Source organism: Streptomyces albidicamelliae (genome assembly GCF_025642175.1).
GTDB classification, from domain to species: domain Bacteria; phylum Actinomycetota; class Actinomycetes; order Streptomycetales; family Streptomycetaceae; genus Streptomyces; species Streptomyces albidocamelliae.
In genome coordinates this window covers 8,117,745-8,142,262 of record NZ_CP106795.1, presented here as the reverse complement: position 1 = coordinate 8,142,262, position 24,518 = coordinate 8,117,745, and the positions used below count along the sequence as shown (strand labels likewise).

Annotated in this window: 18 protein-coding genes, 1 pseudogene and 1 riboswitch; of the genes and pseudogenes, 8 read left to right on the top strand and 11 right to left on the bottom strand. The window is 69.7% G+C overall.

Annotated features, from left to right (window positions below; all coding sequences use genetic code 11):
- The first annotated feature begins 566 nt into the window (after positions 1-566).
- Entirely contained in the window at positions 567-1,025 is a 459-nt protein-coding gene (locus tag N8I86_RS36795) for a hypothetical protein (protein WP_263279878.1), read from the top strand.
- Positions 1,026-1,050: 25 nt separating this feature from the next.
- On the opposite strand, the gene N8I86_RS36790 is transcribed toward N8I86_RS36795, so the two are convergent.
- The gene (locus N8I86_RS36790) at positions 1,051-1,422 is read right to left on the bottom strand and encodes a cupin domain-containing protein (RefSeq protein WP_079192672.1); all 372 of its coding nucleotides are present in this window, start codon (positions 1,420-1,422) and stop codon (positions 1,051-1,053) included.
- Positions 1,423-1,652: 230 nt separating this feature from the next.
- Positions 1,653-2,444: a bestrophin-like domain gene (locus N8I86_RS36785; RefSeq protein WP_073899095.1), complete on the bottom strand. Its 792-nt coding sequence runs from the start codon at positions 2,442-2,444 to the stop codon at positions 1,653-1,655.
- Positions 2,445-2,877: 433 nt separating this feature from the next.
- On the opposite strand from N8I86_RS36785, the gene N8I86_RS36780 reads away from it, so the two are divergent.
- Positions 2,878-4,044, top strand: coding sequence for an alanine--tRNA ligase-related protein (locus tag N8I86_RS36780; protein WP_263279877.1), 1,167 nt, complete (start codon positions 2,878-2,880; stop codon positions 4,042-4,044).
- Between the two features lie 127 nt (positions 4,045-4,171).
- Here N8I86_RS36780 and N8I86_RS36775 read toward each other — a convergent pair whose 3' ends face one another.
- Both N8I86_RS36775 and N8I86_RS36770 read right to left on the bottom strand, forming a co-directional pair.
- A complete protein-coding gene (locus N8I86_RS36775) occupies positions 4,172-4,999 on the bottom strand; it encodes a hypothetical protein (RefSeq protein ID WP_263279876.1) in 828 nt (275 codons plus the stop codon).
- A 92-nt stretch (positions 5,000-5,091) separates the two neighbouring features.
- Positions 5,092-8,232: an AfsR/SARP family transcriptional regulator gene (locus N8I86_RS36770; RefSeq protein WP_263279875.1), complete on the bottom strand. Its 3,141-nt coding sequence runs from the start codon at positions 8,230-8,232 to the stop codon at positions 5,092-5,094.
- A 314-nt stretch (positions 8,233-8,546) separates the two neighbouring features.
- Between N8I86_RS36770 and N8I86_RS36765 the strand changes: the two genes are divergently transcribed.
- A complete protein-coding gene (locus tag N8I86_RS36765) occupies positions 8,547-9,026 on the top strand; it encodes a hypothetical protein (protein ID WP_263279874.1) in 480 nt (159 codons plus the stop codon).
- Positions 9,027-9,273: 247 nt separating this feature from the next.
- A riboswitch (TPP riboswitch) is annotated at positions 9,274-9,369 on the top strand.
- Positions 9,359-10,759 carry a purine-cytosine permease family protein gene (locus N8I86_RS36760; protein WP_073898415.1) on the top strand — a complete coding sequence of 467 codons (1,401 nt, stop codon included), beginning with the start codon at positions 9,359-9,361 and terminating at the stop codon, positions 10,757-10,759. (Overlaps the previous riboswitch by 11 nt.)
- 135 nt (positions 10,760-10,894) lie before the next feature.
- Here the strand turns inward: N8I86_RS36760 and N8I86_RS36755 are convergent, their stop codons facing one another.
- Together N8I86_RS36755 and N8I86_RS36750 are read right to left on the bottom strand one after the other, a co-directional pair.
- Positions 10,895-11,392: an allene oxide cyclase barrel-like domain-containing protein gene (locus tag N8I86_RS36755; protein ID WP_263279873.1), complete on the bottom strand. Its 498-nt coding sequence runs from the start codon at positions 11,390-11,392 to the stop codon at positions 10,895-10,897.
- A 98-nt stretch (positions 11,393-11,490) separates the two neighbouring features.
- Positions 11,491-12,060, bottom strand: a complete 570-nt coding sequence (locus N8I86_RS36750) for a dihydrofolate reductase family protein (RefSeq protein WP_073898411.1) — start codon at positions 12,058-12,060, stop codon at positions 11,491-11,493.
- A 175-nt stretch (positions 12,061-12,235) separates the two neighbouring features.
- Here N8I86_RS36750 and N8I86_RS36745 point away from each other — a divergent pair, with 175 nt between their 5' ends.
- Positions 12,236-14,641, top strand: a complete 2,406-nt coding sequence (locus N8I86_RS36745) for an SCO7613 C-terminal domain-containing membrane protein (RefSeq protein ID WP_263279872.1) — start codon at positions 12,236-12,238, stop codon at positions 14,639-14,641.
- 125 nt (positions 14,642-14,766) lie between these two features.
- Here N8I86_RS36745 and N8I86_RS36740 read toward each other — a convergent pair whose 3' ends face one another.
- From N8I86_RS36740 to N8I86_RS36730, 3 genes are all read right to left on the bottom strand, one after another.
- Entirely contained in the window at positions 14,767-15,405 is a 639-nt protein-coding gene (locus N8I86_RS36740) for a VOC family protein (protein WP_263279871.1), read from the bottom strand.
- A gap of 71 nt (positions 15,406-15,476) precedes the next feature.
- Positions 15,477-16,340, bottom strand: coding sequence for an LLM class flavin-dependent oxidoreductase (locus N8I86_RS36735; protein WP_073898405.1), 864 nt, complete (start codon positions 16,338-16,340; stop codon positions 15,477-15,479).
- 133 nt (positions 16,341-16,473) lie between these two features.
- On the bottom strand, positions 16,474-16,938 hold the full coding sequence (locus tag N8I86_RS36730; RefSeq protein ID WP_263279870.1) for a hypothetical protein: 465 nt from the start codon (positions 16,936-16,938) through the stop codon (positions 16,474-16,476).
- Positions 16,939-17,156: 218 nt separating this feature from the next.
- Here N8I86_RS36730 and N8I86_RS39145 point away from each other — a divergent pair, with 218 nt between their 5' ends.
- The gene (locus N8I86_RS39145) at positions 17,157-18,368 is read left to right on the top strand and encodes a bifunctional class I SAM-dependent methyltransferase/NUDIX hydrolase (RefSeq protein WP_317633635.1); all 1,212 of its coding nucleotides are present in this window, start codon (positions 17,157-17,159) and stop codon (positions 18,366-18,368) included.
- A gap of 61 nt (positions 18,369-18,429) precedes the next feature.
- The gene (locus tag N8I86_RS36715) at positions 18,430-19,368 is read left to right on the top strand and encodes a MerR family transcriptional regulator (RefSeq protein WP_263279869.1); all 939 of its coding nucleotides are present in this window, start codon (positions 18,430-18,432) and stop codon (positions 19,366-19,368) included.
- Positions 19,369-19,476: 108 nt separating this feature from the next.
- Here the strand turns inward: N8I86_RS36715 and N8I86_RS36710 are convergent.
- Positions 19,477-20,183, bottom strand: a pseudogene (locus N8I86_RS36710) (aggregation-promoting factor C-terminal-like domain-containing protein).
- Positions 20,184-20,525: 342 nt separating this feature from the next.
- Between N8I86_RS36710 and N8I86_RS36705 the strand changes: the two are divergent.
- A complete protein-coding gene (locus N8I86_RS36705; RefSeq protein ID WP_263279868.1) occupies positions 20,526-21,950 on the top strand; it encodes a sensor histidine kinase in 1,425 nt (474 codons plus the stop codon).
- Between the two features lie 41 nt (positions 21,951-21,991).
- Here the strand turns inward: N8I86_RS36705 and N8I86_RS36700 are convergent, their stop codons facing one another.
- Positions 21,992-23,809 (bottom strand): stealth family protein, encoded by a 1,818-nt coding sequence (locus tag N8I86_RS36700; protein WP_263279867.1) that lies wholly within the window; start codon positions 23,807-23,809, stop codon positions 21,992-21,994.
- Positions 23,810-24,518 lie beyond the last annotated feature (709 nt).

Below are 24,518 nucleotides of genomic sequence, written 5' to 3'. Positions count from 1 at the left end.
GCGGTCGTCACAACAACGGCCGTCCATTCTTGGTCGCTGGAAGAGATGCGTCCACTATGAGTTACCCACCGAGCCAGCATGCACCGGTTTTCCGTCCACCACCGTGCGCGCCACCGGGTCGGCGGCTCAAATGGTGACGCAGAACCCGTCCTCGATCACCCGGCCGTCGCCCTCCAGGCCGCTGGGCACATGCCGCGAGCAGCGTCGCAAGCCTCTTCATGTTGTTCATGCCCCGCTGAACGATCACATGGCTCCGAGGTGACGATAGTCAGCGCGTAGCCCGCGACATCGACGACAATCCCGACGAAGGTCGTTTCCGTAGGAGTCATTGGAGGCAAAACCTCCAGCATGCTCGCCGGCTACCCGCACGGCTTCGGCAATGACAGGACCAGAGCGGTACGCGCCCCCAGCCCGGCCAAGCCGTGCCGACCGCGCGGCGACGTCACGGAGGGCGGCAGCCCGGCGAGGGGCGCTCCGTGCGATCGGTGAGACGCGCCCGTGCCGCCGCACGCGGCCACCCGTTTCGCCCGCTGGCCCCTCCGTACACATGAACGACTGGAGTCGCCATGAACTCCCTCTCCGCCACCGACGTCACTCTGAGGGGTGTGGGAGCGTGCTGCGCCGTCGGCAATGTGGTGCTGCACGCCCTCCTCGTCCCTGATCACCTCGAGGAGAAGTTCTACATCGGCGTTCTCTTCGCCCTGGGCAGTGTCGTCATGCTCATCGTGGCGGCGGCACTGGTGACCTGGAAACGCCCCATGATCGCGTGGCTGACCGGAGCCCTCGTCAGCTTCGGAATGATCATCGCCTTCCTGCTGTCGCGCACCGTCGGTCTGCCCGACGGCTACTACGAGTCCGGCTGGGAGCCGCCGTACGGCCCGCTTTCCTTGCTCGTCGAAGGACTGTTCATCCTCGCGTTCCTCACCTGGCTGACGAACACGCCGCCGACCGCCGGCGCAGCGAAACCGCCGGGGAACGCGGACCGGGAACCGGCCGTGGCCGCGCGAAACGGTTGGTGGAGGTGATACGGCGGGCGTCCGCCGGCCATGACTATGCGGTGGGCCGCGGCGCGCGCCGAGGTGCCCGCTGCTTCAGCTCCTCCTCGTCGACAAAGGTGAGCATCGGCTGCCCCGGTTCGCACAACATGGTGACGACGAACTTGGTCGGCGCGTCCGACAGGGCGTTGCCGTCCTGGTAATGGATCACGTCGCCGCCGGGTTCCCAGAACGTTTCACCAGCCTTCACCACGCGCTCCGGCTCTCCTTCGAGTTCGAAGCGGACGGCACCCTCGATCACGTAGCCGAAGCAGGGGCCCGAATGGCGGTGCGGCGGAGTGCCGGGGTCGCCCGGAGGCCATTCGACGAGGATGGTCATCCCCGACGCGCCCTCGGGGATGAACGGCGGTTTGACGTCCGCCAGCATCCTCGGTCCGTACGTCGCCGAGGTTTCCGGCCCGGTGGTTCCCTCGACCAAGTTTTTGTCCGACACCTCGCCACACCTCCGAGGGCTTGAAGGCCGACGCACCGGAGTAACCGCATCTGTGGTAATCCGTGCGCATTCGCTGCCCCGTTCAGGGGTTTCCCCCACCGTGCCTCGCTGCTGCGCCCGTCACAACTCGAAAGGCCGGTCCGAAGTGGTGGGACCCAGACAAGTCAGCTGCCCCAATATTTTCGCAGCTGGCCTTCCATGAACGGCTTCGGGCTCACGCTCACTTCGCCGGCGAAGGGGTAGTCGAGAACGAGGACGAGGGTAAGACTCAAGCCGACCAGCAAGGCGATGGTGCCTACGAAAAGCAGCTGCACCTTGAGGTTCTCCACCCCGTAAAGCAAGGTGACCAGCATCACGACCACCGCTCCCCCGTAGGTGAGGACCTGCAGAAGAGCGGGCAATCGTTGCGTCGCAGCCAGAATCCGGAGTCTGCGTTGTGCGGTCACATCGTTCAGTCGCTCGACCGACTCGTTGTAGAAGGTCTGCTCGGAAGTGCTTTTCGGATTGTAGCCCTGGAATACTCCGTACAAAGCCTCGAGTTTCCCCGAGGTCGCGCTGAGGCTGTTCTTTCCTTCACGCATGAGCGGCCATGCGTCCTCTACGACGGAGTGGATGTAGCCACCGACGGCCAAGTCCAGTTTTTTCTGTACCTCATCCGGAAACGAATGCGCGTTGCGGGAGATCACGGCAAGGTCTGTGGCCTCGGAAGTCACCACCGTCTGCACTTGCTCGAGCTCGGTCCACAAGGTCACGATGACGAAAGCAAGCACGATTCCGTAGATGGCTCCGAACAGCTCGAGGACCGTGCGCGACACGTCATTGGTCACGCCATGGGTCAGCTGCGGAAAAATTCGACGCGCCACCAGGCAAGCGGCGAGCGACAGAACAACCACGCCTCCCACCATGACGAGTGCGAGGCCGGCGGTGTTCAGGTTGTTCAGGAGCCAAAGTCCCACGCGGCCGACCTTACCATGCATGACCAGCTATTCCGGATTTCTGATGAATCCTCCAAAGCCGACCCTGTCCGTGGGCAAAGTGGTTAAAGGCGGAGTGCCGGACGAGTGAAACCCTTGCCATATGGGTTTTCGTCAGTCGGTTGCACCTTCCCGATCCGTGGCCCGCTGGACGCCGTACTCGGAGCGCCTGCGGTAAATCGTGTGACCGTGCCGTCCGGGCAGGCTACTTTGGGCGCATGAACGTCACGGGCCGAAGCACCACAGCGACCGCGCGAGCGACCAGCTCGCCGGTTGCCGCCGCCTGACGTACTCCACTTCCCACCGGCGACCGGAAACGGTTTGCCGGTGGTTCCATGGCGTTCCCGCCCGGGTTCCGATGATCGTGCCGCCCGTTTCCGGTGCCTCCCCGCCGCACACGCGAAGGAGCCACCCCATGAACACCGATCACGTCGTCCGCACATTCGTCGAGTACTTCCAGGAGCGCGGCCACCGCCGCATCACCGGCTCGACGCTGTTGCCGCCGCCCGTCGATCCCGTGCTGTTCACGACCTCCGGCATGCACCCGCTCACCCCCTACCTCGAAGGGCGCCCGCACCCCCTCGGCAGGCGGCTGGTGAACGTGCAGCGCTGTCTGCGTACGACTGACCTCGACGAGGTCGGCGACAACACGCATCTGACCGTCTTCGAGATGCTCGGTACCTGGTCACTCGGCGACTACGAGGGCCGGCAGAGTCTCGGCTGGGGATATGAGCTGCTCACCCAGGGATTCGGTGTCGATCCGGGACTGCTCCACGCCACTGCCTTCGGCGGCGACGGCCGGACGGGACCGGACACCGCCTCCCTGGAGGTGTGGCAGGAGCGCGGCGTGCCCGTGGAAATCACCACCGACGACAACTGGTGGTCCAACGGCCCGACCGGCCCCTGCGGCCCCGACTCGGAGATCTTCCTGTGGACCGGCGACACCCCACCGCAGTCGACGCCGACGGGTGACGACCGCTGGGTGGAGGTGTGGAACCACGTCATGATGCGCCATCGGCGCCTGGACGACGGTTCGCTCGTACCGCTCCCCCAGCGCAACGTCGACACCGGACTGGGTCTCGAACGGCTCGCCACTGTGCTGCAAGGCCGGACATCGGTCTTCGAGTGCGACGTGTTCGATCCCTGGCGCCGTCTCGTGCCCGCCTTGTGGGAACTGGACGAACCGTCGCTGCGGTTGGTCTGCGACCATCTGCGCTCGGCCATCGTGGTGATCGGCGACGGGGTGTCTCCGGCCAACACCGGACGCGGCTACGTGCTCCGCCGTCTGGTGCGACGGGTGCTGACCGTGCTGCGGCGCGACGATCCCTCCCGCGGTCTCGGAGACCTGCCCGACGAACTGTTCCGGCACACCCTCCACCGTTTCCGGCAGACCGTCGCCCCGGACGCCGTCCGCAAGGTGCTGCTCGACGAGGAGCGGCGCTTCGGTCGTCTCCTGGAGCGCGGTCGACAGGTCCTCGCCCGGCCCCGGTTCCGCGGCCCGTTGAGCGAGGAGGACCTCTCCTATCTCCACGACACCCACGGGCTGCCGCGCGACCTCGTCCGCAGCCTGCGACCGCGGTGACCGTTCCCTGCCCGGCGCACGGTCCCAGCCGCCCGCAGGAGTGAACCAGCCGGTGAAGAGATGAGGGCGGGTCCCCCGGTTGCGTGAATCGGGGGACCCGCAGGTGCGGCCGGCGCGGGCGGCCGCGTCAGCGCACGTCGACGTAGTCGGCCGGGCTGGTGGCGACGCCGGTCGTGGAGTTGCCGTAGTACACCCAGCGGTAGGAGCCGTCGACCGAGGCGGTGACTGCGGCCTTCAGGCTTCCGGTGCTGCTGGTGGTGGCCTTCTTGACCGTCTTGAAGGCGTCGGCGCCCTTGGCGCGGAACTGGAGGCTGACGGTACGCCCGCTGTAGGCGTCGTACTTCTTCGTGCTCCAGTTCGCCCGGGTCAGCTTGCCCGTGACGCTGATCGACCTGCCCTTGGCGACCGGCTCCGGCGAGGCGTTGGCGGTGGCCTTCGCCGCGCGCTTGAGCCGGGCGGTCTGAGCGCGCGTCTCCAACTCGCCGGTCTTGAGGCCGCCGTCGGCCTTCCACAGCTTCAGCGAGACGCCAACCTTCCAGGTGGTGGCGTCACTGTTGGAGTCGACGTGTTCCTGGCTCGGGTGAGGGTCGATGTAGAGGTTGCCCTCGCAGTGAGCGTGCTTGGAGTCGGTCTCGTAGCAGGTGTAGCCGCTGGGGCCGATGAAGTTCTCTCCGGTGTCGGCCGCCGTCGTGATACTGCCCCGGTAGAGGAAGGGGTACGCGTCATAGCGGGAGGGGTCGGCCGTGCTGTACCCGGAGGGCAACGCGATGGTGAAGCTGAGGGTCGGCTCCACCACCTTCGACGTGCCGACGACGATCGGCTTGTCGTTGTTGACGACGATGTCCGACACGGTGATACCGGTGTCCGCCGCCTGAGCCGTCGGCGCGTTCAGCGCCGAGAGCCCCAGCGCCCCCACGAGCGTGGCCACCGCGGCGGTTCGTCTGCCTGTCTTCATTCACACCTCTTCAGGAAGATCCCTTACAGGAGGCGGCAGCCTATCCGACGAGTTCGCGAGCAGTAGCCCTGGTTCCAGCAGCACACCTTGGGTCAGCCGAGACCGAACCGCTCGGCCTGTTCGGCCGTCACGGAGAGGAGGACCGTACGCGCCTCTTCCGCGCGGGGAGAGTCCAGTGCGGTGTAGAGGGACACTGCTCGGTCGAGGTGGTCGATGGCTTGCGCCCGCTCTCCCCTCGCCTGCCGGACGAGCGCCGTGCCCATGTGGGCGCGGGCCTGTTCCTCCTGTTCCCCGATTCCGCGGGCCACCTCCAGGGCCGCCGCGTAGGCGTCGAGGGCCTCGGCGTGCCGTCCGGTTCCGTGCAGGGCCTCGCCCAGGCCGTTGAGCGCGCCCGCTTCTCCGTAGGGTTCCCCGGTGCGGCGGAAGTGGTCGAGGGCCTGTCGTTGGTGTTCGGCGGCCTCGTCGTACCTTCCCTGTCGGCACAGTGCGTTTCCCAGGTTGGACAGCGCGTGCGCCTCTCCCCCGGTGTGCCCGAGCCGGCGGAAGAGCGCGAGCGCCTGCTCGAACCGCCCAGCCGCGGCCGCGTGGTCGTCCAGCCGCGACAGGACGATGCCCAGGTTGCCGAGAGCACTCGCTTCCCCGAACGTATGGCCGGTGAGCCGGTAGAGGGCCAGCGCCTGCTCGTACCGCTCGATCGACGCGTGGTAGTCCTCCAGCAACTCCTGCACGATGCCGAGGTTGTTCAGCACGTCGGCCTCTCCGTGGGCGTCACCGGCCGCGCGAAACAGTTCGACCGCCTTCTCGTGGTGCTCGGCGGCCTCCCGGTAGCGGCCCCGCAACTCGTGGAGCACGCCCACGTTGGTGAGATGACGCGCCTCCCCGGCCTCGTACCCGATCCGCCGGCACAGTTCCAGCGCGTCCGCGTGGTGCCGGTGCGCGCTCTCGTAGTCTCCGAGTCGCCGGTGGACCGCGCCGACGCAGGCCAGGACATCGATTTCACCCCGGGTGTCCCCCACCGCGCGGGCTGCGCGAAGGGCATGCGTGTGCACCGTCAGGGCGTCGGTGAGGTGTCCCGAGCGTTCGTAGTGACGGTGGAGCGTGGTGGCGATGCGCACGGTGTGCCGGGACGGTCCGGGCTCCTCGGTCCTGGAACACAGAGCCACCAGTGTGTGCTGGGCGGCGCGCAGCCAGGCACGGCACTCGTCGGCCGTCCGCAGAGGCGGCAGACCTGTGTCGGGCACTTCGACGGCGGGCCGCAGATGCCGTTCGGCGGGATACAGCACGTTCATGGCCGCCGCAGACGCCGCGAGGCAGTGGTCGAGCAGGCGGGTCAGGGCGGCGTCACACTCCGCCGCGCCGTCGTGCCGGCTCGCGAGCTCCGCGGCGTAGGCGCGCAGCAGGTCGTGCATGACATGACGGCCGGGCCCACTCCGACGCACCAGGTGCGCGCGGGACAGGACGTCCAGGGACCGTCGGGCGCGCTCCACGGTTTCGCCGGTCAGCGCGGCGGCCGCGTACACGTCCGCGTCGGTCCCTGGGTGCAGGCCCAGCAGCCTGAACAGTCGCGCCGCCTGGTCGGGGAGGCGGTCGTAGGACCAGGAGAAGACCGCGCGGACGGCGGCCCGGGGATCTCCGTCGCCGGAGTCGAGCAGGTCCAGGCGCCGCCGTTCGTCCCGCAGTTCCTCCACCAGGCGGGCCAGTGGCTCCAGGGGGCGTGACAGGGCCAGCTCGGCCGCCACTCGCAGGGCCAGCGGCAGGCGCCCGCACTGTTCGGCCAGGCCGGCTGCGGCCGCGTGGTCCGCGTCGACGCGCGGTCCGATCAGGGAGCGCAGCAGCGCGAATGCCTCGTCCGGGGAGAGGACGTCGAGGACCACGCGGTGCGCCCCGTGCAACGACACCAGGGACGACAGCGAGTCGCGGCTCGTGATGACCACTTTGCACGTCGGGCTTCCCGGCAGCAGCGGGCGCACCTGTGCGGCGGATGCGGCATTGTCGAGAAGGACGAGCAGCCGCCGTCCGTCCACCGCGGTGCGGTAGCGCGCGGCCCGGTCGTCGAGCCGCAGCGGTATCTCCTGGCCGGGCACGCCCAGGGCGGAGAGGAACCCCGAGAGTGCCTGGGCGGCGGAGACCGGTTCGTCCGGGTCGTAGCCCCGGAGATCGACGTAGAGCTGTCCGTCGGGGAAGGCGTCACGCACCTGGTGCGCCCAGCGCACCGCCAGCGCGGTCTTGCCGATGCCCGCGACGCCGGAGACGGCGGAGACGACCGCTGCTGTTCCGGCCTGCGGGCCGTCTGTGATGAGCAGGCACTCCGTGAGCTCGGTCAGCTGCTCCTCCCTGCCACTGAAGTGGGCTACCGCCGGTGGGAGTTGGGCGGGAGGCAGGACGGTGGCCGGGGCGGCTGACTTGGCCAGGACCGGGTCGGTCACCGTCGCCGCCGGCTCCTGACCTCGGGCGTCGCGCAGCAGCTCCTCGTACGCCGACCGCAGTTCACGGCCCGGAGCCACGCCCAGATCGAAGTCGAGCTGCCGACGGATCCGGGTGTAGGTGTCCACGGCCTCGGCGGTTCTCCCACTGGTGGCCAGGCTGCGGATCAGCAGCATGGCGAGGGGCTCGCTCAGCGGGTGCTCCGCCAGCAAGGGCCGCAGTACGGCGGGCACTTCCGCGGACTTCTCCTGCCTCAGCAGGGCGTGGGCCCACGCCAGCGCCGTCTCCAGACGCTCCTGCGTCCAGGCGGTACGCGTGCGCTCCGCCCATGCCCCAGGCAGCCCCGCCAACGGCACTCCCCGCCACAGCCGCAGCGCCTCTCCCAGGAACTCGGTGCGCTGCGGGTCGGACACCTGCGGCTGGCGCGCCCGCTCGACGAGCGAGCGGAATCGGAGCAGGTCGACGGCGTGTTCGTCCGCCTCCAGGACGTATCCACCGGAGGTGCGTGCGATGCGAAACGACGTCCTGGGTACGGCTGCCCGGTCACCGTCTGCCGTGGGCGCCACGCCGTCCGTGGATGCCGCGCCGTCGAACAGCCGCCTCAGACGGCTGATGTGGGAGTAGAGGGCGGAACGGGCTCCGTCGGGCGCGGTGGTGTCCCAGACCCGGTCCACCAGCGTGCTCACGGAGACCGGCCGACCGGTGTCGGTCGCCAGCGCCGCGAGGACCGCTCGACGACGCGGCTCCCCGATGTCGACCGCGCGTCCCGCGACACGCAGGTCCACAGGTCCGAGCAGGTGCAGGTTCATCGCGCCTCACGCGGGAGGAGGAGGGAACGGCCGTGGTGCGGCGGGCTGTTCATCCGCCGAGGAGGGCCGGCACGCCCTCGGTCCTCCGTCATTCGCTCCGGGGCCACCGACAGGGCGGCCGTCCCAAGGTTTCCGCAAGGTTCACCGTAGATCCTCACCTCACATGCCGTCAGGCGGATCGCGGCAAGCACCGCATGCCGCGGAGAACACCGACATCCGCTCCCGGAGCCTTCCCGGGAGCGGCGTGTCCGCCCGCCCTGCCGGCAGTCGCGTCAGACGTGACCAACCCGACGCAACAAGAGAATGGAATTGTCATGCGCAAGATAATGTCCCGAGCCAATCGGACAGCCGTCGCCGTCGTCGCGACCGCTTTCATGGCGTCCGGAGCGGTCGTCGCGGGGGCGACGACCGCCTCCGCGGACGGCTGTGTGGGTCCCCTGTGCGGCGCGGTGAAGAACCGGACCGGCGAGACGATGCACTACACCATGAGTCTTGGCGAGGGCCCGCACTACTGCGACGTGTGGAACTGGGGCGGCGGCACCGGGAGCGAGTTCAAGCACGCCAAGTGCAGGCAGGAGTCGTTCGGCAACGGAACGCGGGGCGGTAACGGCACCGGTAAGGACGTCGACGCCTTCACGTTCGCCACGCACGGCTACCACGAGCGGTTCTCGCGGGTCGGCACCTGGCACTGGCGGGCCAAGGGGGTCTGGACGAAGATCCGCAGCGGGGAGATCGGCGACTGCGGCATCGGGGACCACAACGAGGTCTGGTGCACCGTGCTCGTGCAGGCCTGAGGGAAGCCTCGCTCAGGCCTGAGGGCGCCTCGGGGAGGGAGAACGTCCCTGGAAGGCGGCGGCACGGGTATGCCGCCGCCTTCCGGCATGACCGGTCGCTGCCACCCGAAGCCACCGCCACAGAGAGTTAGCGCTCGATTACGCGTACGCGTCTGGGCAGTCGACTGACGGGCGCCGCGCCCTTCCGGCCGGCCCTCGCCTCCCCCCGACCGGAACCGGTCACCGGACCGGGCTATTCTGGCCGCCATACCTGGACACGGGGTGCCCCCGCACGGGGGCTGAGATCACACCCGTTGAACCTGAACCAGTTAGGACTGGCGGAGGGATGTCGTATGTCGTTGCCGTATGCCCATGATGAGACGGCCGTGGCCGAGGCGCGGGGGGTCTTCGACGGCCGGATGCCGACGGCCCCCGGCGATCTGCGAGTGGAAGCCCGCGGCATCGCGCCGGTGCCCGAGGACGCTCGCTACGGCAGCCCCCGCCGCCTGTTCACCGTGTGGTTCGCGCCCAACCTGACGATGACCGGCGTCTTCACGGGTACGGTCGGCGCGGCCCTCGGGCTGGACTTCGCCACCGCGCTGCTCGCCGTGGTGCTCGGTACCCTGCTCGGCGCGGTGCCCACGGCCTATCTGGGAACCTGGGGCAGCCAGACCGGGGCGGGCCAACTCCCGCTGGCGAGGCTGGCCTTCGGACGGGCCGTCGCTCTGCCGGGCGCCCTGCAGTGGCTGTCCTCCATCGCCTGGGACGCCCTGATCGGCCTGTTCGGGGGTGACGCGCTGGCCCAGCTGTTCGGCTGGCCGTTCTGGCTGGGCGTCCTGGTGATGCTCGTGGCCCAGGGGGCGCTCGGCGTGATCGGGTACGAGGCGATCCACCGCCTGCAGACGGTGATGACCTTCGCGCTCGCCGCCTCGTTCGTCGCGTTGGCGGTGAAGCTCGTGCACGGCACCCAGCCCGCGACGGCCGCGACCGTGCACGGTGCCGACCGGGCCGGCGCATTCGTGCTGACCTGCACCATCGCCTTGAGTCTCGCGCTCTCGTGGGCGCCGTACGCCAGTGACTTCAGTCGCTACCTGCCCCGCACCGCCTCGCGTCCCAGCATGTTCTGGTGCACCCTGCTCGGTGTCAGCGTGTCGTTCGTCGCCGTGCAGGCACTCGGTCTGTGGGGCGCCGCCCAGTTCACCGACCAGACCGCCCGCGGTGTCGACCGGCTGCTCGGCGGCGGCGCGCTCGGCGCGTTCGGCCTCCTCGCCGTCGCCGTCGCGGCCCTGTGCAGCAACGCCATGAACGACTACAGCGGGTCGCTGGCGCTGCAGACCATCGGCGTGCGGCTGCCCCGGCCGGTCGCCGCCGCGCTCGCCGCTGTGCTCGGATTCCCGCTCGTGCTGTGGATGCACGCCGCGGACACCACGGCCCGCTTCCAGAACGTGCTGTTGTTCGTCGGCTACTGGATCCCCGCGTTCGTCGCGATCGTGATCGTCGACTGGGTGGCCCGCGCACGGGCGCGCGGCGACCGCCCGGTCGACCTGGCGCAGGAGGAAGCCGCACCGCAGCCGTGGTGGCCGGCCGTCACCGCGTTCGTCGTCGGTTTCGCCGTGGCGGTGCCGTTCATGAGCACCAGCCTGTACGTGGGGCCCGTCGCCCGGGCCCTGCACAGCGCGGACCTCGCCTACCCCGTCGCGTTCCTCGCGGCGCTGCTCGTCTATGTGCCGTTGCGTGTACGACGCCGGTCCTGACCCGCGCGCCCTCCCGAGCGAGTGGGGCGGATCGTGTGAGGCGGCGGCGTTCCGGGACTGGGCCCAGGGCCTGTTGTGAAAGTGCTGGTCCGATGCCTTCGTACGCACACCAGGCTGGGCTGCCGCAGGTCGCGGTCAGCGCTTGGCAGTCAGGGTGATGGTGACGGCCTGTTCGCGGTTGCCGAGATCAACAAAGGTAGCGGTCCCCCCAGCGCCGACGTACGCTCCCGTGCCTCCCGTGACCGCGGCAGTCGGGTTCTCGCCGGCTTTCTGCCGACTGTGGAACATGATCTGTCCTTCGGGTAGATCAAGGACGCTGAGGCACTGAAGCATCGTGACGGGCGGTTCGTGCTGCGTGACAGTGCACTCCACCGCGAACGAGCCGATGACCTTGCCCCGAGCATCGAGGATGTCGCCGCTTCCGATCGTCTCATTCCCCACACTCGGCTGAGGGCCTCCCAGCTCGAGCACTCGAACCCGGGTCAGCCGGTTGGTGACCTTGATCACCTTGGCGGTCTTGCCGTCCCGACCCGTTTCCACCCCCGCAGCCAGGGACGACTCAGCCGGCGCCAGGAGTACCGTCGCGGCCGCCACACCAATCAGCCCCACGGCTCGCATACGACGCACCATCATTCGCTCCTCTGATCGACACGACGACCCCGCTGGACAGCGCATGACAACGTGTTGATCAGAACAGCCTTCACCCCGCCCCGCACTCCAAGCCAGCCACCCTAGTGAACGCGCGTCACCCGGTGGCGGAGGTAGACGACCTGCGAACCGAAGGTGCGGGTCTCGACGAGTTCGAGGTCCACGCGGCGCTCGTGCCGGGGGAAGTACGGGATGCCGCCGCCGACGAGCACCGGGTGGACCAGCGTCCGGTATTCGTCGATCAGGCCCAGCGCGGCCGCCTCGGCGGCGAGGGTGGCGCCGCCGATGGCGATGTCGCCCTCCCCCGGCTCGGCTCGCAACCGCTCGATCTCCTCCGCCAGGCCGCCGGAAGCGAGCCGGGCGTTGCCCTCGACCGCCGACAGCGTGGTGGAGAAGACCACTTTGGGGAGCCGCGTCCAGAGCGCGGCCCATTCGAGCTTCGAGTCGTCGAGCGACGGGTCCTGGTCGGCGGTCTCCCAGTACAGCATCGTCTCGTACAGCCGTCGTCCCAGCAGGTGGACGCCGACCTCTCGTGTCCTGTCGATCCAGGATCGAAAGATCTCCTCGTCGGGCTCCGTCCACGCGAAGCCGCCGTCCGGCCCGACGATGTAGCCGTCGAGTGAGACGCCCATCGAATAGGTCACGCTACGCATCGGAAGTCCTCCTCGGCCGCGGTTCGACAGTACGACCGCCGCATGCCGCGGGCTTGTTACGGCTCGCGACAGCCCTTGGCAAACCCTCGCCCCGCGGGCACTCTCCCCGTACCTGAGTACGTTCTGAGTAGGCGCGCTCATGCGGCCCGACGTGGCGCGGGACACACTCCGAACCATGACACATGTTCCGCCACCGGCCGAGGAGCTGCGGCTCATCGACACCGAGCTGTGGCAACTGGACGCTCGCCGGGCCCAGTTGCTGGCGCGCCGTGCCTGGCTGGTCGCTCGTCTGCCCTCGCTGTCACACCCGAGTCCGGTACCGCCCACGGCCCTGCCCCCACCGCGCGGCCCCGAGGCCACCGCGCCGCGCGTGCAGAACGTGCTGCTGCTCCTGGGCGGCCTGCTGCTGACCATCGCGGCGATCGCGTTCACGCTGGTCAGCTGGGGCCATCTGGGGATCGCCGGACGCTCGCTCGTGCTGGGCGCGGTCACGGTGGCCGCCCTGGCCGCCCCGCTGCCGCTGCTGGGTCGCGGTCTGCGTTCGACGGCCGAGGCGGTGGCCGGACTGGCGCTGGCACTCACGGTGCTCGACGCCTACGCCCTGCACGCGGTCGCCCTCACCGGCGTGGACCCCGCGGGGTACGCCGCCGGGGCGTCGGCGGTGCTGGCGGCCGTGTGGACGGGGTACGGACTCGTACCGCGTACGAGGACGCTGCGGCTGCCGCTGCCGACCGCGCTCACCGCGGCGCAGCTGCCGCTCCTGCTGGGGGCGGTGGCGGCCGACGCGGGTCGGTACGGGATCACCGGCGCGCTGCTCGTGACGGCCGCGTGCGACACGGCGGTGGCGCTGCGCGCTCCGGCCGGGCCGGTGCGGATCACGGCCACGGTCGGCGCGTACGGCGTGGGGGCCTGGGGAGTGCTGGGTGCCGCCTGGCTGTCGTGGACGGCGGACGGTCCGGGCGCCGCGACCCTCGCGGCCGTACTGCTGTTGTTCGCGGCCGGTACCGCCCTGGCGGCGGCATGGCGGGGTCGTGCCGCGGGCCACGCCGTCGGGCTGTCCCTCGCCGTCGGTCTGCTTGTGGTCGCCGCGCTCGGCGGCATCGTCCACCCGGTGCTGCCCGTCGCCTGGCTGGTTCCCGCCCATCTCGTCCTGGGCATAGGTCTGCTGGCTGCGGCGCGGGCCGTTCGGCTGCCGGAGCCCGTGCGGCTGCCGAAGCCCGTTAGGCACGGTCTCGTCCTCGCCTCCGCCGCCGTGCAGGGACTGGCGGTGCTGTGGGCGCTGCCGCTGCCGGCGCTGACTCTGCTGGGGCCGGCGGGCTGGGCGGCGCGGATCTGGTCGGGAACACCGGACGGTGCCCGGGAAGCGGTGTCGGCGGACGCGCCGTGGCTGCCGCAGCTGCTGACGGCACCGCTGGTCCTGATTGCCGTGGCTGCCGTCCTCGCGTTCGCGGTCCGCGCCACGACGTGGCGCCCGAGGGCGCTGGTGGGCGCGCCGGCGCTGGGGTGGTCGGCGCTCATGGCCGTCCCGGTGGTGCTCGACGCGCCGTACCCGGCGGTGCTCGTGGTGGAGCTGCTGGCGACGGCGGCCCTGCTCGCGGCAGCGTCGTGGTGGCCTTGGACGACGGAGAGCGGCGGCCCGCTCCCGGCGCTGGTGCTCGCCCTGGTCACGTCGGTTTCCCTCGCGTTCCTCTCGCTGCCGACGCGGTCCGCGACCGTAGGGGTGCTCGCCGCCCTGACAGTGCTCTTCGGGGCGGCGTCCCTCGTGCGGCGTCTCGTCACCCTCGCGGTCCCGGCCGCGCTCGGGTACGGGACCGCTCTGGCCTGCGCGCTGGGCGCCGCGGCGGGCTGGGCACCGGAGCACACGGCGCTGCTCGTGCTCGTGGTCCCCGCGGTGGCGGCGCTGTTCGCAGCGCGGGCGACCGACGCTCGGACGGCCGTGGTCGCCGAGGTGACGGGTGCGGCCGCGGGGCTCCTGGCGATCGGGCTGGCGGTCGGCGATCCGCCGATGCTCTCCCTGACGTTGTCCCTGTCTGCGGTGATCGCCGCAGGGACGGCCGTGCGCGCCGACCGCCGCCCCGCCGCCTATGCGGCCACCGCGCTCTTCGCGCTGGCCGCCTGGGTACGTCTCGCCGCATGGGGCGTCACGGCGCCGGAGGCGTACACGGTGCCGGCGTCCCTCCCGGCGCTCTTGATCGGCGTGCTGAGGCGGCGCCGGGATCCGCGGGTGTCGTCGTGGGTGGCGTACGGCCCCGGGCTGGCCGCCACGCTCCTGCCGAGCCTCGCTGCCGCCTGGACCGACGTGCACGCCACCCGACCGTGGCTGCTGGGCGCGGCGGCACTGCTGGTCACCCTGGTGGGCGCACGGCACCAGCTGCGCGCACCGCTGCTGCTGGGCGGTGGGGTGCTCGTGCTGGACGCACTGCACGAACTGGCGCCCTACCTGGTGCAGATCGCCGGCTTCCTTCCCCGGTGGGCGCCGCCCGCGCTCGCTGGTCTGCTGCTGCTCGCCGTCGGCGCGACGTACGAACGGCGGCTGCGGGACGTGCGGCGGGTGCGGGATGTGCTCGGCCGGATGAGCTAGGGGTACGTCGTCCGGTTCGGTCTCCGCACGTCGGCAGCGGACCGCATCCGGTCTTGGCTCGCGGAAACCTTCGGAGTACACCGTTGCGGCATCGGGGAAGGTCTTCTCCGATGCCGTCGTTCCGCTCAGACGGTGGCCGTCAGCGGGGCACTGGCACTGGCTTCCCAGACGAAGTCGTCCAGATCCTTGCAGGGGCCGGCGACGCCGGAGAGCACGAGACGATGCGATCCGGTGCCCTCGGCGGAGACGCCCACGTCCTTGGCGAGACCGCGGCGCTTGTACAGACCGAGCTTGACGTGGCCGGCGCCGGTGGCGAACTCGACGTACTTGCCGCCGAAGCTCTTGCCCACCGTCAGTCCCCGGTCGGCGTAGAAATGCTTGGTGGCCTTCACGTCCTCGACACCCAGCAGGACCACGAACTCGTCGAACTCCTGGGAGACCGGGCCGGTGTCCTTCTTCGCCGACGTCGCGATCTTCACGATCGTGCCGTCCGGGGCCTGGACGACGCCGCCGTAGCCCCACAGCGACTTGGAGGCGGGCTTGAGGGAGGTGGCACCTGCGTCCAGAGCCGCCTTGATGAGCGCGTCGGCGTTGCCGGGCTGGGACACCACCAGCGACAGGGTGAAGCCGCGGAATCCTGTCGTGGGGGTCCCGGACGCCCGCAGGCGCAGGTGCGGCGAGTCGGGCCCCAGAAGGGCGGAGTAGAAGCGGTTGGCCGCCGCGAGGTCGGCCACTTCCAGGATGACGGCGTCGATGGAGTTCATGCCGTCGACGTTACGGGCGGCGGGGCGACCGGTGCTTCTCGAAAACTGACCGATCGGCCCGCCGACGCTCATCAGACCACCGGTGGTCCCGCTTCGATCCGGCGCAGTACCGCAGGGAGGCGGTCGAGCCCGGGGCCGGTCTGAATCTGTCGCTCGTCCCACCAGGTGGCACCGGCGTCGTACAGGGGACCGATCACGTCCCTGGCCTTCGCCGCGTCCGAGGGCGTGGCACCGCCGAGCACCAACTCGAAGGGCCGCTCGGCCCCGGCCGTGCGGTGCTTGCGCACATAGGCGACCAGCTCGCGTACGTCGGACACGTCCGGCACGTGACCGTGCCGAGCCGTCTCGAAGAGCGGTACCGCGCCGTCCCACCGCGCTGCCCGCCGCATGGGCGCACGGCGTGGCCAGAACCCGCCGATCCACACCGGCGGTCCGGGCCGTTGCACGGTGGCGGGCAGCAGCGTCACATCGCGTACCTCGTAGTGCCGGCCCCGGTGGTTCACCGGTTCGCCGGACCAGAAGCGGGGCAGCAGCTCCAGCCCTTCGTCCAGCCGCTCGGCGAGGACACGCGGCTCGGCGGTGTCGCCGAAGCTCCGGTACTCGTCCTCCACGGGACCGCCCAGACCTGCGGCGAAGATCACCCGCCCGCCGCTGAGCTGGTCGAGGGTGGCCACCTGGCGGGCCAGCTGCTGCGGCCGGTAGCGGGGAACCGGCGTCAGCAGCGTGCCGAGGCGGATCCGGGAGGTGGCCAGCGCCGCCGCGGTCAACAGCATCCAGGGGTCTCCGAAGGGACGTCCTTGATGCTGTCGGTGCAGTACGTGGTCCCAGACGAACAGACCGTCCCAGCCCGCCTCTTCGGCGGCAGCCGCGACGGTCGCGACCTTACGGGGGTCGGCGAAGTCACCGAAGTTCGGGATGTTGACGGAGAAGCGCATCCGATCAGGTTGCGTGGGCGGCCGCGGTGCGGCAACTGGATATACGTACTTGTGGCTTGAACGAGCAATACGAGCCGCGCACGGTGTGTCGGGTGCCGTCGAGGGGAGATGTGCGCTGACGGCGCGAGCACCCTCAATTCCCCTCGCGGTGCATCTCCCACACCAACTCGTGCAGGGACTGCCTGTATTGATGGATCGCCTCGGCGTACACCGACTGTGCATCACCGGAGGCAGTGGCGTCGAGCAAGCACATGTAGATGGATCGCGAATGATCAAAAACGCGCTGAACGGCCTCGGCCACAGAGTTGCCGGCATCTACGACCATCACATCGCAGGCCCTGGTGAACGGACCGTATGCCTCGCGCAACTGCTTGGCGTGCTCCTCGACAGCCGCCGCCTTCTCCGCGCCCGCCGGCATGGCCAGGACGAGCGGCAGCTCCCTGTACAACGCGCCCATGTCATGCGCCCGGTTGACCACTTCGATGTAGGAGTCCCTGCGGGACTGTGCAAGCCAAGATCTCCTCTGCGCCCTGGCCGCAGCGTCAGCCTGCTCCCGCGCCGCCCTCAGACTCCCACGGCTCGTCACCCAGCTGGCCATGATCGCCGTGGCCGCTGTCAAACATGCCACCCATAATGACCCATCCCCCACGTCAGCGATTCTTGCGAACTCACTGCACTGGGCGAAAGACCGCCTACCGTCCGAGCAGAGGCAGGCAGCCGTCGTCCCTCGCTCGCGGCTTGATGCGCAACGCCAGGTTGTACTAGGTGTTTCATCGCAGCGCTCAACCACGTCGCGTCACCTGCGAAGGAGACACAGTGCCCGCTGAGGACATCAACGCCCGCGCCTGGGCCCTCTACGGAGAGCGTCAGCTCGCCCGCTCCTACATGCCGCCCATCCCCGATCGGATGTCCTGGGCACCGTGGGAGGGGGTAGGACCCGGTGCCGAGATCCTGGGCGACATCGGCGCCCGTCGCGTCCTGGACATCGGCTCCGGCGCGGGCCACCATGCCGTGCACCTCGCCCGGGCCCACGGTGCGCGCGTCACCGGGATCGAGCTGTCGCCCACCCAGTACGAGCGCGCCGCCTCAGCCCACGCGGGCGTCGTAGGCGTGGAGTTCGTCCAGGCCGACCTGGTCGACCACCTCGCCGAGTCCGAGCCCTTCGATGCCGCGTACGCCATCGGCACCCTGGCGTTCCTCGACCCGCACCGCTCCCTGCCCGCGCTGCGTGACGGCCTTCGCCCCGGGGCTCCGCTGATCCTCTCGCTCCTGCACACCGACCTGCACGACCGTGGCCCGTCCACCGAGGTCGTGCCACGCGAGCAGTTCATCCGGCTCAGGGACGATCCACCACTGCCCACCCGGATGTGGGTCCTGGCGCCCCACTTGTGGGAGGACCTGCTCACCGAGTACGGCTTCCGCGTGGAGGCCATCGACCTGCTGCGCCATCCCGACCGTGGTGAGCGGGTCGTTCAGCAGCTCATCCGGGCCCGCCGCCTCACCGTCCGGCCCGCACGTGTCTCCAGCCGCCCGCGCACTGGCCGGCCTCCGCTGCCGCACGCCGCCGTGGGTGTCGGGACGATTCTTCTCGGCGAGCAGGGACTGCTGCTCGGTCGCCACAGGCGCGGCACACTCGAACTGCCCGGCGGTACCGTCGAGGCCGGGGAGTCCTTCGAAGCGGCTGCTGTCCGCGAACTCCGCGAGGAGACCGGCCTGATCGCCCGCCCCGACGACGTCGAGCTGCTGGGCACGCTCGTCGATAACGCCGGAGGCATCGTGCGGGTCACCGTGGGCGCCGTGGTCGGCGCATGGGAGGGCCGACCCGCCACGCAGCCGGACGAGAGCGTAGGCGACTGGGCCTGGCATCCCCTGGACCAGCTGCCCGACGGCCTCTTCGTGTGCAGCGCACAGATCCTCACGGCCTGGCGCCCCGGCCTGCCCATCGACCACTCCCCCGCGCACTTCACGCCCTTCGCCACCCACCGCACCCCTCATACCACAACGCCCCCGACGGACGGCCTGACGTGACGGGCGTCGCCCAGCCGAACGGGGTTGAGTCTCCAGTGGGTGGAGACGGCAGAGTGAGGGCATGGACGTTACGACCCTCTGCTCGATCGGGGAGCTGTCCCGGCGGACCGGCTTGTCCGTGCGGACCATCCGGTTCTACTCCGACGCGGGGGTGGTGGCGCCGACCACCCGAAGCCCCGCCGGCTACCGGCTCTACGACCTCGACGCACTGCTTCGCCTGGAACTCCTCCGCACCCTGCGCGAATTGGGCCTGGACCTGGCCACGATCCGACAGGTCCTGGACCGGGAGCTCCCACTGGCGGACGTGGCAGCGGCACACGCCGACGCCCTGGATGTCCAGATCCGGGTGCTGCAGCTGCGTCGAAGTGTTCTGCGGGTCGTGGCCCGGCACGGCTCCGATCCGGAGGAGATCAAGTTCATGCACAGGCTCACGCAGTTGTCCGTCGAGGAACGCCGCCGTCTGATCGACACGTTCCTTGACGGGACCTTCGGCACAGAGGATGCCGATCAAGCCGCCGTCGCCATGGTCCGCGCCGCCACTCCCGACCTGCCCGAGGACCCGTCCGACGAGCAGGTCGCCGCATGGGTCGAGCTCGCCGAGCTGGTCGGCGACGAGGCCTTCCGGGCCCGGATGCGCCGCACGGCCGTACGCCAGGCCGCCGGGCGCCCGCTCGACATCGAGAGCGAGGCCGGCGAGGCCCTGACGAACCTCACCCGTCAGAAGGTGACCGAGGCCATGGAGGCGGGCATCGACCCCCTTGGCGACAGGGCCGTACCCATCATCGACGATCTGGTACGGCGCTTCGCCGAGGTGTTCACGCGCACTCCCGACCCGGCGTTCCGGAACTGGATGGCCCAGCAGTTCGAGGAGGCCCACGACCCCGAGGTGGACCGGTACTGGCGGCTGGTGTGGATCGTCAACGGCTGGGAGGTCGTCCCCAGCCTGACCCCGGTGTACCCCTGGCTCGTCCAGGCGCTGCGGAACGGCGACGCCGCCTAGGAGCCGTCCCCCTGGCCGGTGCCGACCGCCTCGACCAGCCGCTGGTCTGCGGCGCTCAGCGGCACCGCTCATGATCCGGTCCTGCCGCACGTGGATCCATCATGCGGCTCAGTACGACTGGTGACCGTGCCAGTACGACCAGGCCGCACAGGGCTGCCGTAGCGCTGGTTCATGTAGCTCAGGCCCCATGTGATCTGCGTGGCCGGGTTGGTCCTCCAGTCGGCGCCCGCGCTCGCCATTTTGACGCCGGGGTACGCCTGGACGAGACCGTAGGCGCCGGATGGGTTGAGGGCGCGATAGTCCCAGGTGGACTCGTGGGCCACGATGTTGCTGGAGCACTGGAACTGGGCCGCGCCCACGGTCTGCCGGGCCATCGTCTGAAGCTGCGCGACGGTGTAGGAGCTCTGAACGGGCATGGACGCGGGTGCGGACACGGAGGGGCGTGCGGTGGAGCGGTCGGCAGCCTTACGGGCGGTCCTGCGCTCCTTGGCCTCCGCTTCGGCCTTCCGCGCCGCCTGTCGCTTGACCAGCGCGTGGGCCGCGGCCTGCCCTCGGGCGGACTCCTCGGCGACCTTCTTCGCGGTCGTGTCGGCGGCGATGGCCTGTGCGTCGGCCTGCTGCGTCAAGGGCGCGCTTCGTATCGGGGCTTGCTGACCGGCCGGGACGGCAGCGAGAAGCGTCGGATCGTCGGCAAGCCCCTCGGCACTGTTTCCAGGCTCGCCGGTACTGGTGGAGGTAACTCCGCTGACGGCGCCCAACGCGGTGACCGCCGTGGCCGAAGCCACCGCGAGTCCCCGCACCGAAATCCTGGTCACGCCGATACCCGGACTGCGGTGTCTCCGGTCGACACGGGTGGTCGCCGCGGTTCCGGGACGGCCGGCGGCCAGACCGGCCGAACGGTTCGAGTGCACAAGCCCCTCCGCCAAGTGAAGTGCGGTCATCGACTCCTGTACGCACGGGCCCGGAACCGGGTTGCATCGGATCGGGATCGAGTGATGACCGCATTCCACGGTCGTTCAGCTGATTCTCATCATGAGGCCGCACACTCCGGGTGTGGTGTCGGCTGCCTGGTCGGCGCAGAACCAACCATTCGTCAGAGTCGATGTACAAGCGGCCACTTGTACGGCTCTTGAAGGAATATCCGGGGGATCCCAGTCATGAGGAGTGCGTTCAGGCGTCTGAGCCTGCGGTTGCGGCTCGGCCTGTCCGCGGCCGTGGCGGTGACCATCGCCGTCAGTGCCGTCGCGATCGCGTCGTGGCTGGTGACCAAGCAGCAGTTGACCGACCAGCTGGACTCCAACCTGCAGAACGTGCAGGCGTCGCCGGGATACGTCCAGGAACTGCTGAGCCTCTGCGGTGCTGAGCTGCCGGGTCGTGATCAGCGCACCGAGACCCCCACGCCCTATGTGGTGCAAGTCATCACGTCCGACGGCACGGTCTGCGTGGCGCCAGGACACAAGAAACTGGAGGTCGGCGACTCCGACCTCGCCGTGGCCCGGGGCATCCTCAGATCGACGGTCCACGACACCGTGTCAGCCGACGGGCAGAAGATGCGCGTCTCGACGACGCGCCCGAACACGCCGCCAAGGTTCTCTGGAGGCTACGCCGTATCGATCGCCCAGTCGTTCAGCGTCGTCCACGAGCCGTTGAACAGTCTTGCTCTCTGGTTGCTGGGGTTCTCGGGAGTGGGCATCATCGGAGCGGCGACAGCTGGTGTCGCCGTCAGCCGTAGCGGCCTGAGACCGGTCGAAGCTCTGACTCGGGCGGCAGAACGAATCGCTCGGACACAGGACTTGACCATCCGCATACCGGCCGACGGTGGCGACGAGATCGCCCGGCTCTCCAAGAGCTTCAACGAGATGACCGAAGCGCTGGCGGTCTCGCGAGACAGTCAACAGCAGCTGATCGCCGACGCGGGCCACGAGTTGCGTACGCCCCTGACATCGCTCCGCGCGAACGTCCAGCTGCTGGCCAAGAGCTACCGGTCCGGTCGAGAGCTCCCCGAGAAGGTGATGGACGATTTGCTCACCTCCGTGGAGTCACAGACCGGGGAGCTCGCCGTCCTCATCGCCGACCTTCAAGAGCTTTCCCGTTCCGACACGGTTCACGATGCGACCGCTGCCGGTGTCGTGCCGATGCATGAAGTGGCGCGTCGTGCCATGGAAAGAGTGAAACACCGCGGGAGTGACATCCAGTTCATCAGCGACCTCGACGAGTGGTACGTGATGGCCGAGGCAGCCGCGCTGGAACGCGCCGTTGTGAACCTTCTGGACAACGCGGTGAAGTTCTCACCGCCGGGTGCGGTCGTGAGTCTGCAGCTCAGCAGCGGACAACTCGTCGTACGGGATCGAGGATCGGGGATCCCTGCCGACGAACTCCCTTACGTCTTCGACCGATTCTGGCGGTCCCCGACATCTCGGGGCATGCCAGGGAGCGGCTTGGGCCTGGCCATCGTGGCGAAAGCGGTCGAGGGAGCCGGTGGCACCGTGTCACTGCGGGCCGCTGCCACCCAGGGAACCGAGGCAGTCGTCCGCGTTCCAGGCACCCGGACACCGCCCTCGGAGGGACCCGACCTCCCCTGACATCAGCAGCGACACGGCTCCAAAGTGTCGGGAGTCAGGTGTCAGGTGTCGGAACCCTCGGAGCGGCCGGTCCGCTCGTAGCGGCTGGGGAACGGGAAGTAGGACTCCAGGAAGGCCTTGAGTTCGCCGGCCAGATGATCGCGCTGCTCGGCGGGGGTGTTCACGTCGTTGAGGCAGAAGAAGTCGAAGCGGCGGGTCGCCAGCAGATCCGCCATGCGGTCGGCGGCGTCGGGCCGGGCGACGTCTATGTAGCGCAGCTTGAACGATCCCGGCACGGCTCGGCCGGTGAGGTACGCGTGGTGGTGGTGCAGGGACGCGCCCATGGCGATGTCGGTGGTGTCCCGGAGGCGGGAGCGACTGGTGCGGGCCACGTCCTCGGCGAACCGCTCCTCGATGTCGCGCATCACGGACCGGATCTGCGGGTGCGGGGTGTGCATGAACTTGTTCACGGTGAACCGCGCGTGCTCGCCCAGCAGGAGGCGGCGGACGTTCTTGCCGGCGGCGTTGGGCGCGGGCTCGTCGGGATGCGGGGCGCCCAGGCCCAACTGGAACGGCGAGAAGGGGAGCTTGGCGATGCCGTTGCCGTGGAAGAAGTGTCCGGCGGTGACGGGGCGGCCGACGAAGACGTCGTCGTTGAAGTAGAGGTAGTGCTCGGACAGGCCCTCGATGTGGTGGAGTTGGGTCTCGATGGCGTGCGAGTTGAACACCGGTAGCGCGGTGGGGTCGCTGAAGACGTCCTTGTGGTCGATGACCTGGATGCCGGTGGCGCCGGTGTCGAGCCAGTCAGGGGTCTGACCGTCGGTCACGAGGTAGACGGTGCGGACGAACGGGGCGTACATCTGCAGGGAGCGCAGGGAGTACTTCAGTTCGTCGTGGCTGGTGTAGCGCGAAGCGCCGGTCTCGCGGGCGTGGATGCGGGGTGCTGTGCCGTCGCTGAGATGGGCCTGGCGCCGAGCGGCGTGGACGGGGTCGTTGCCGTCGACCCAGGTGTAGACGACGTCGATGGGGAAGTCGACGGCGTCGATGGTGGGCTGGAGGAAGTCGGCCCACGTGGGGTACGTCCGGTCGGCTATGTCACGGGTTGCCGGCACGAGGGCGTCGACGGGCAGGACGTCCGATACGGCGTTCGAACGCGGTGCGACCAGGGCTCCGGCGAGCACGGCACGCGGGGTCTGGGTGCGCAGGCCGTCGATCCGTTCGGCAGCGCGCTCGTCGCCGCTGTCCTCAGCTGCGAGGAGTTCGTCTCCCTCGCGCCAGAACTCCACGTCACAGCCCTGGGAGAGATCTGCGAGCACCTGGTTCGCGGGGCCGAGCAGGATCTCGCCGAAGCGAATGGCGTCGCCTCGCTTGAGGGCCGTGGGCAGGGCGCCGTCCGCGTACAGGGCCGTGTCCGCCGACCAGGGGTCCTTGCCGGGCTTCATGGCGTACAGCGCCGTCGAGGCGTACAGCTTGCGCAACGCGTCCAGCAGTGCCTTGCGGTCCCCGAGGCGCACCCCGACGACGTGCCGCAGCGGTGAGCGGCCGGGCACCAGGAAGTACGGGACGCCCGCATGGTCCAGTGCGTCGGCGACCAGGGCCAGATTCCGGGCCGACGCCCCGGCCGCTGTGAGCGACTTCACCCTGCGACCGAAGTAGGTGCGGCCTCCCGCGGAGAATTCCGCCAGCTCCGCGTCATCCGCGAGCAGCTTCCCGCGACGAGCTGCGATCTTGTCGGCGCGTTCGCGCTCGGCCGCGCGCTGCTCCTGCTCAGCCGCCTCTGCTTCCGCTCGGCGGCGCATCTCCTCGCGCTCGTGCTCCCGACGCTGGCGAACGGAGGCGGGAAGGAGGCGCTCACCTGCGGTCTTCAGTCGCGACGGCATGAGTTGATCGATTCCTTCTTCGCAGCGGACGACTGCCTCGGCCGGTTTCGCGACCCTGGCGGACATGACAGATATCGAAATCCGCGGATCATACTAAGCCGCTTTTCGATCGCGATCTCTCGCGGCAATCACAACGCTGTAAATAGTGGGGATGTGCGCATGTTGGGGCATTTCCGGCGATAGCCAGATGCTCAGTACCGGCTCCTGAACAGGGCCCGGTCGCCTGCGAGTTCACCGGTCATGGCCGCCGCCGGGAGCCGGTCCGCGAAGCGCTCGTACGCGGCGCACTCCCCGTCGGACAGGTCGACGGGGCGGGTGCCCTCACCGAACCGCTCGGGCGCCAGGCCTCGGCCAGGATGTCGACGTCTTCGTCGGAGTCGAGCGTCAGGACGGCCACGGTCCGCTCCACCGTGCCGCGGTACGCACCCGGACCCGGCACGCTTTCGACGTCCGCCGCACCGTCGGCACGGTGGGTCGCCCGCAGGGAGGGGTTGGCATTCGCGCCGGCCCGGACGGTCGCCGTACACGCGTGAGGGCGCGCAGGTCCGATTCGTCGAGGGTGACCGGGTGGAACGGGACCGGACGCCTGCCGTCCGGGGCGTGGAGCATGCCGCCACGGTGGGGTCACCGTGTCCTGAGTGCAGGGCCGTACGACTGCCCAGGGCCGACGGGAACGCGCGATGGATGTTGCTCCAGGCGTCGAGGGCGG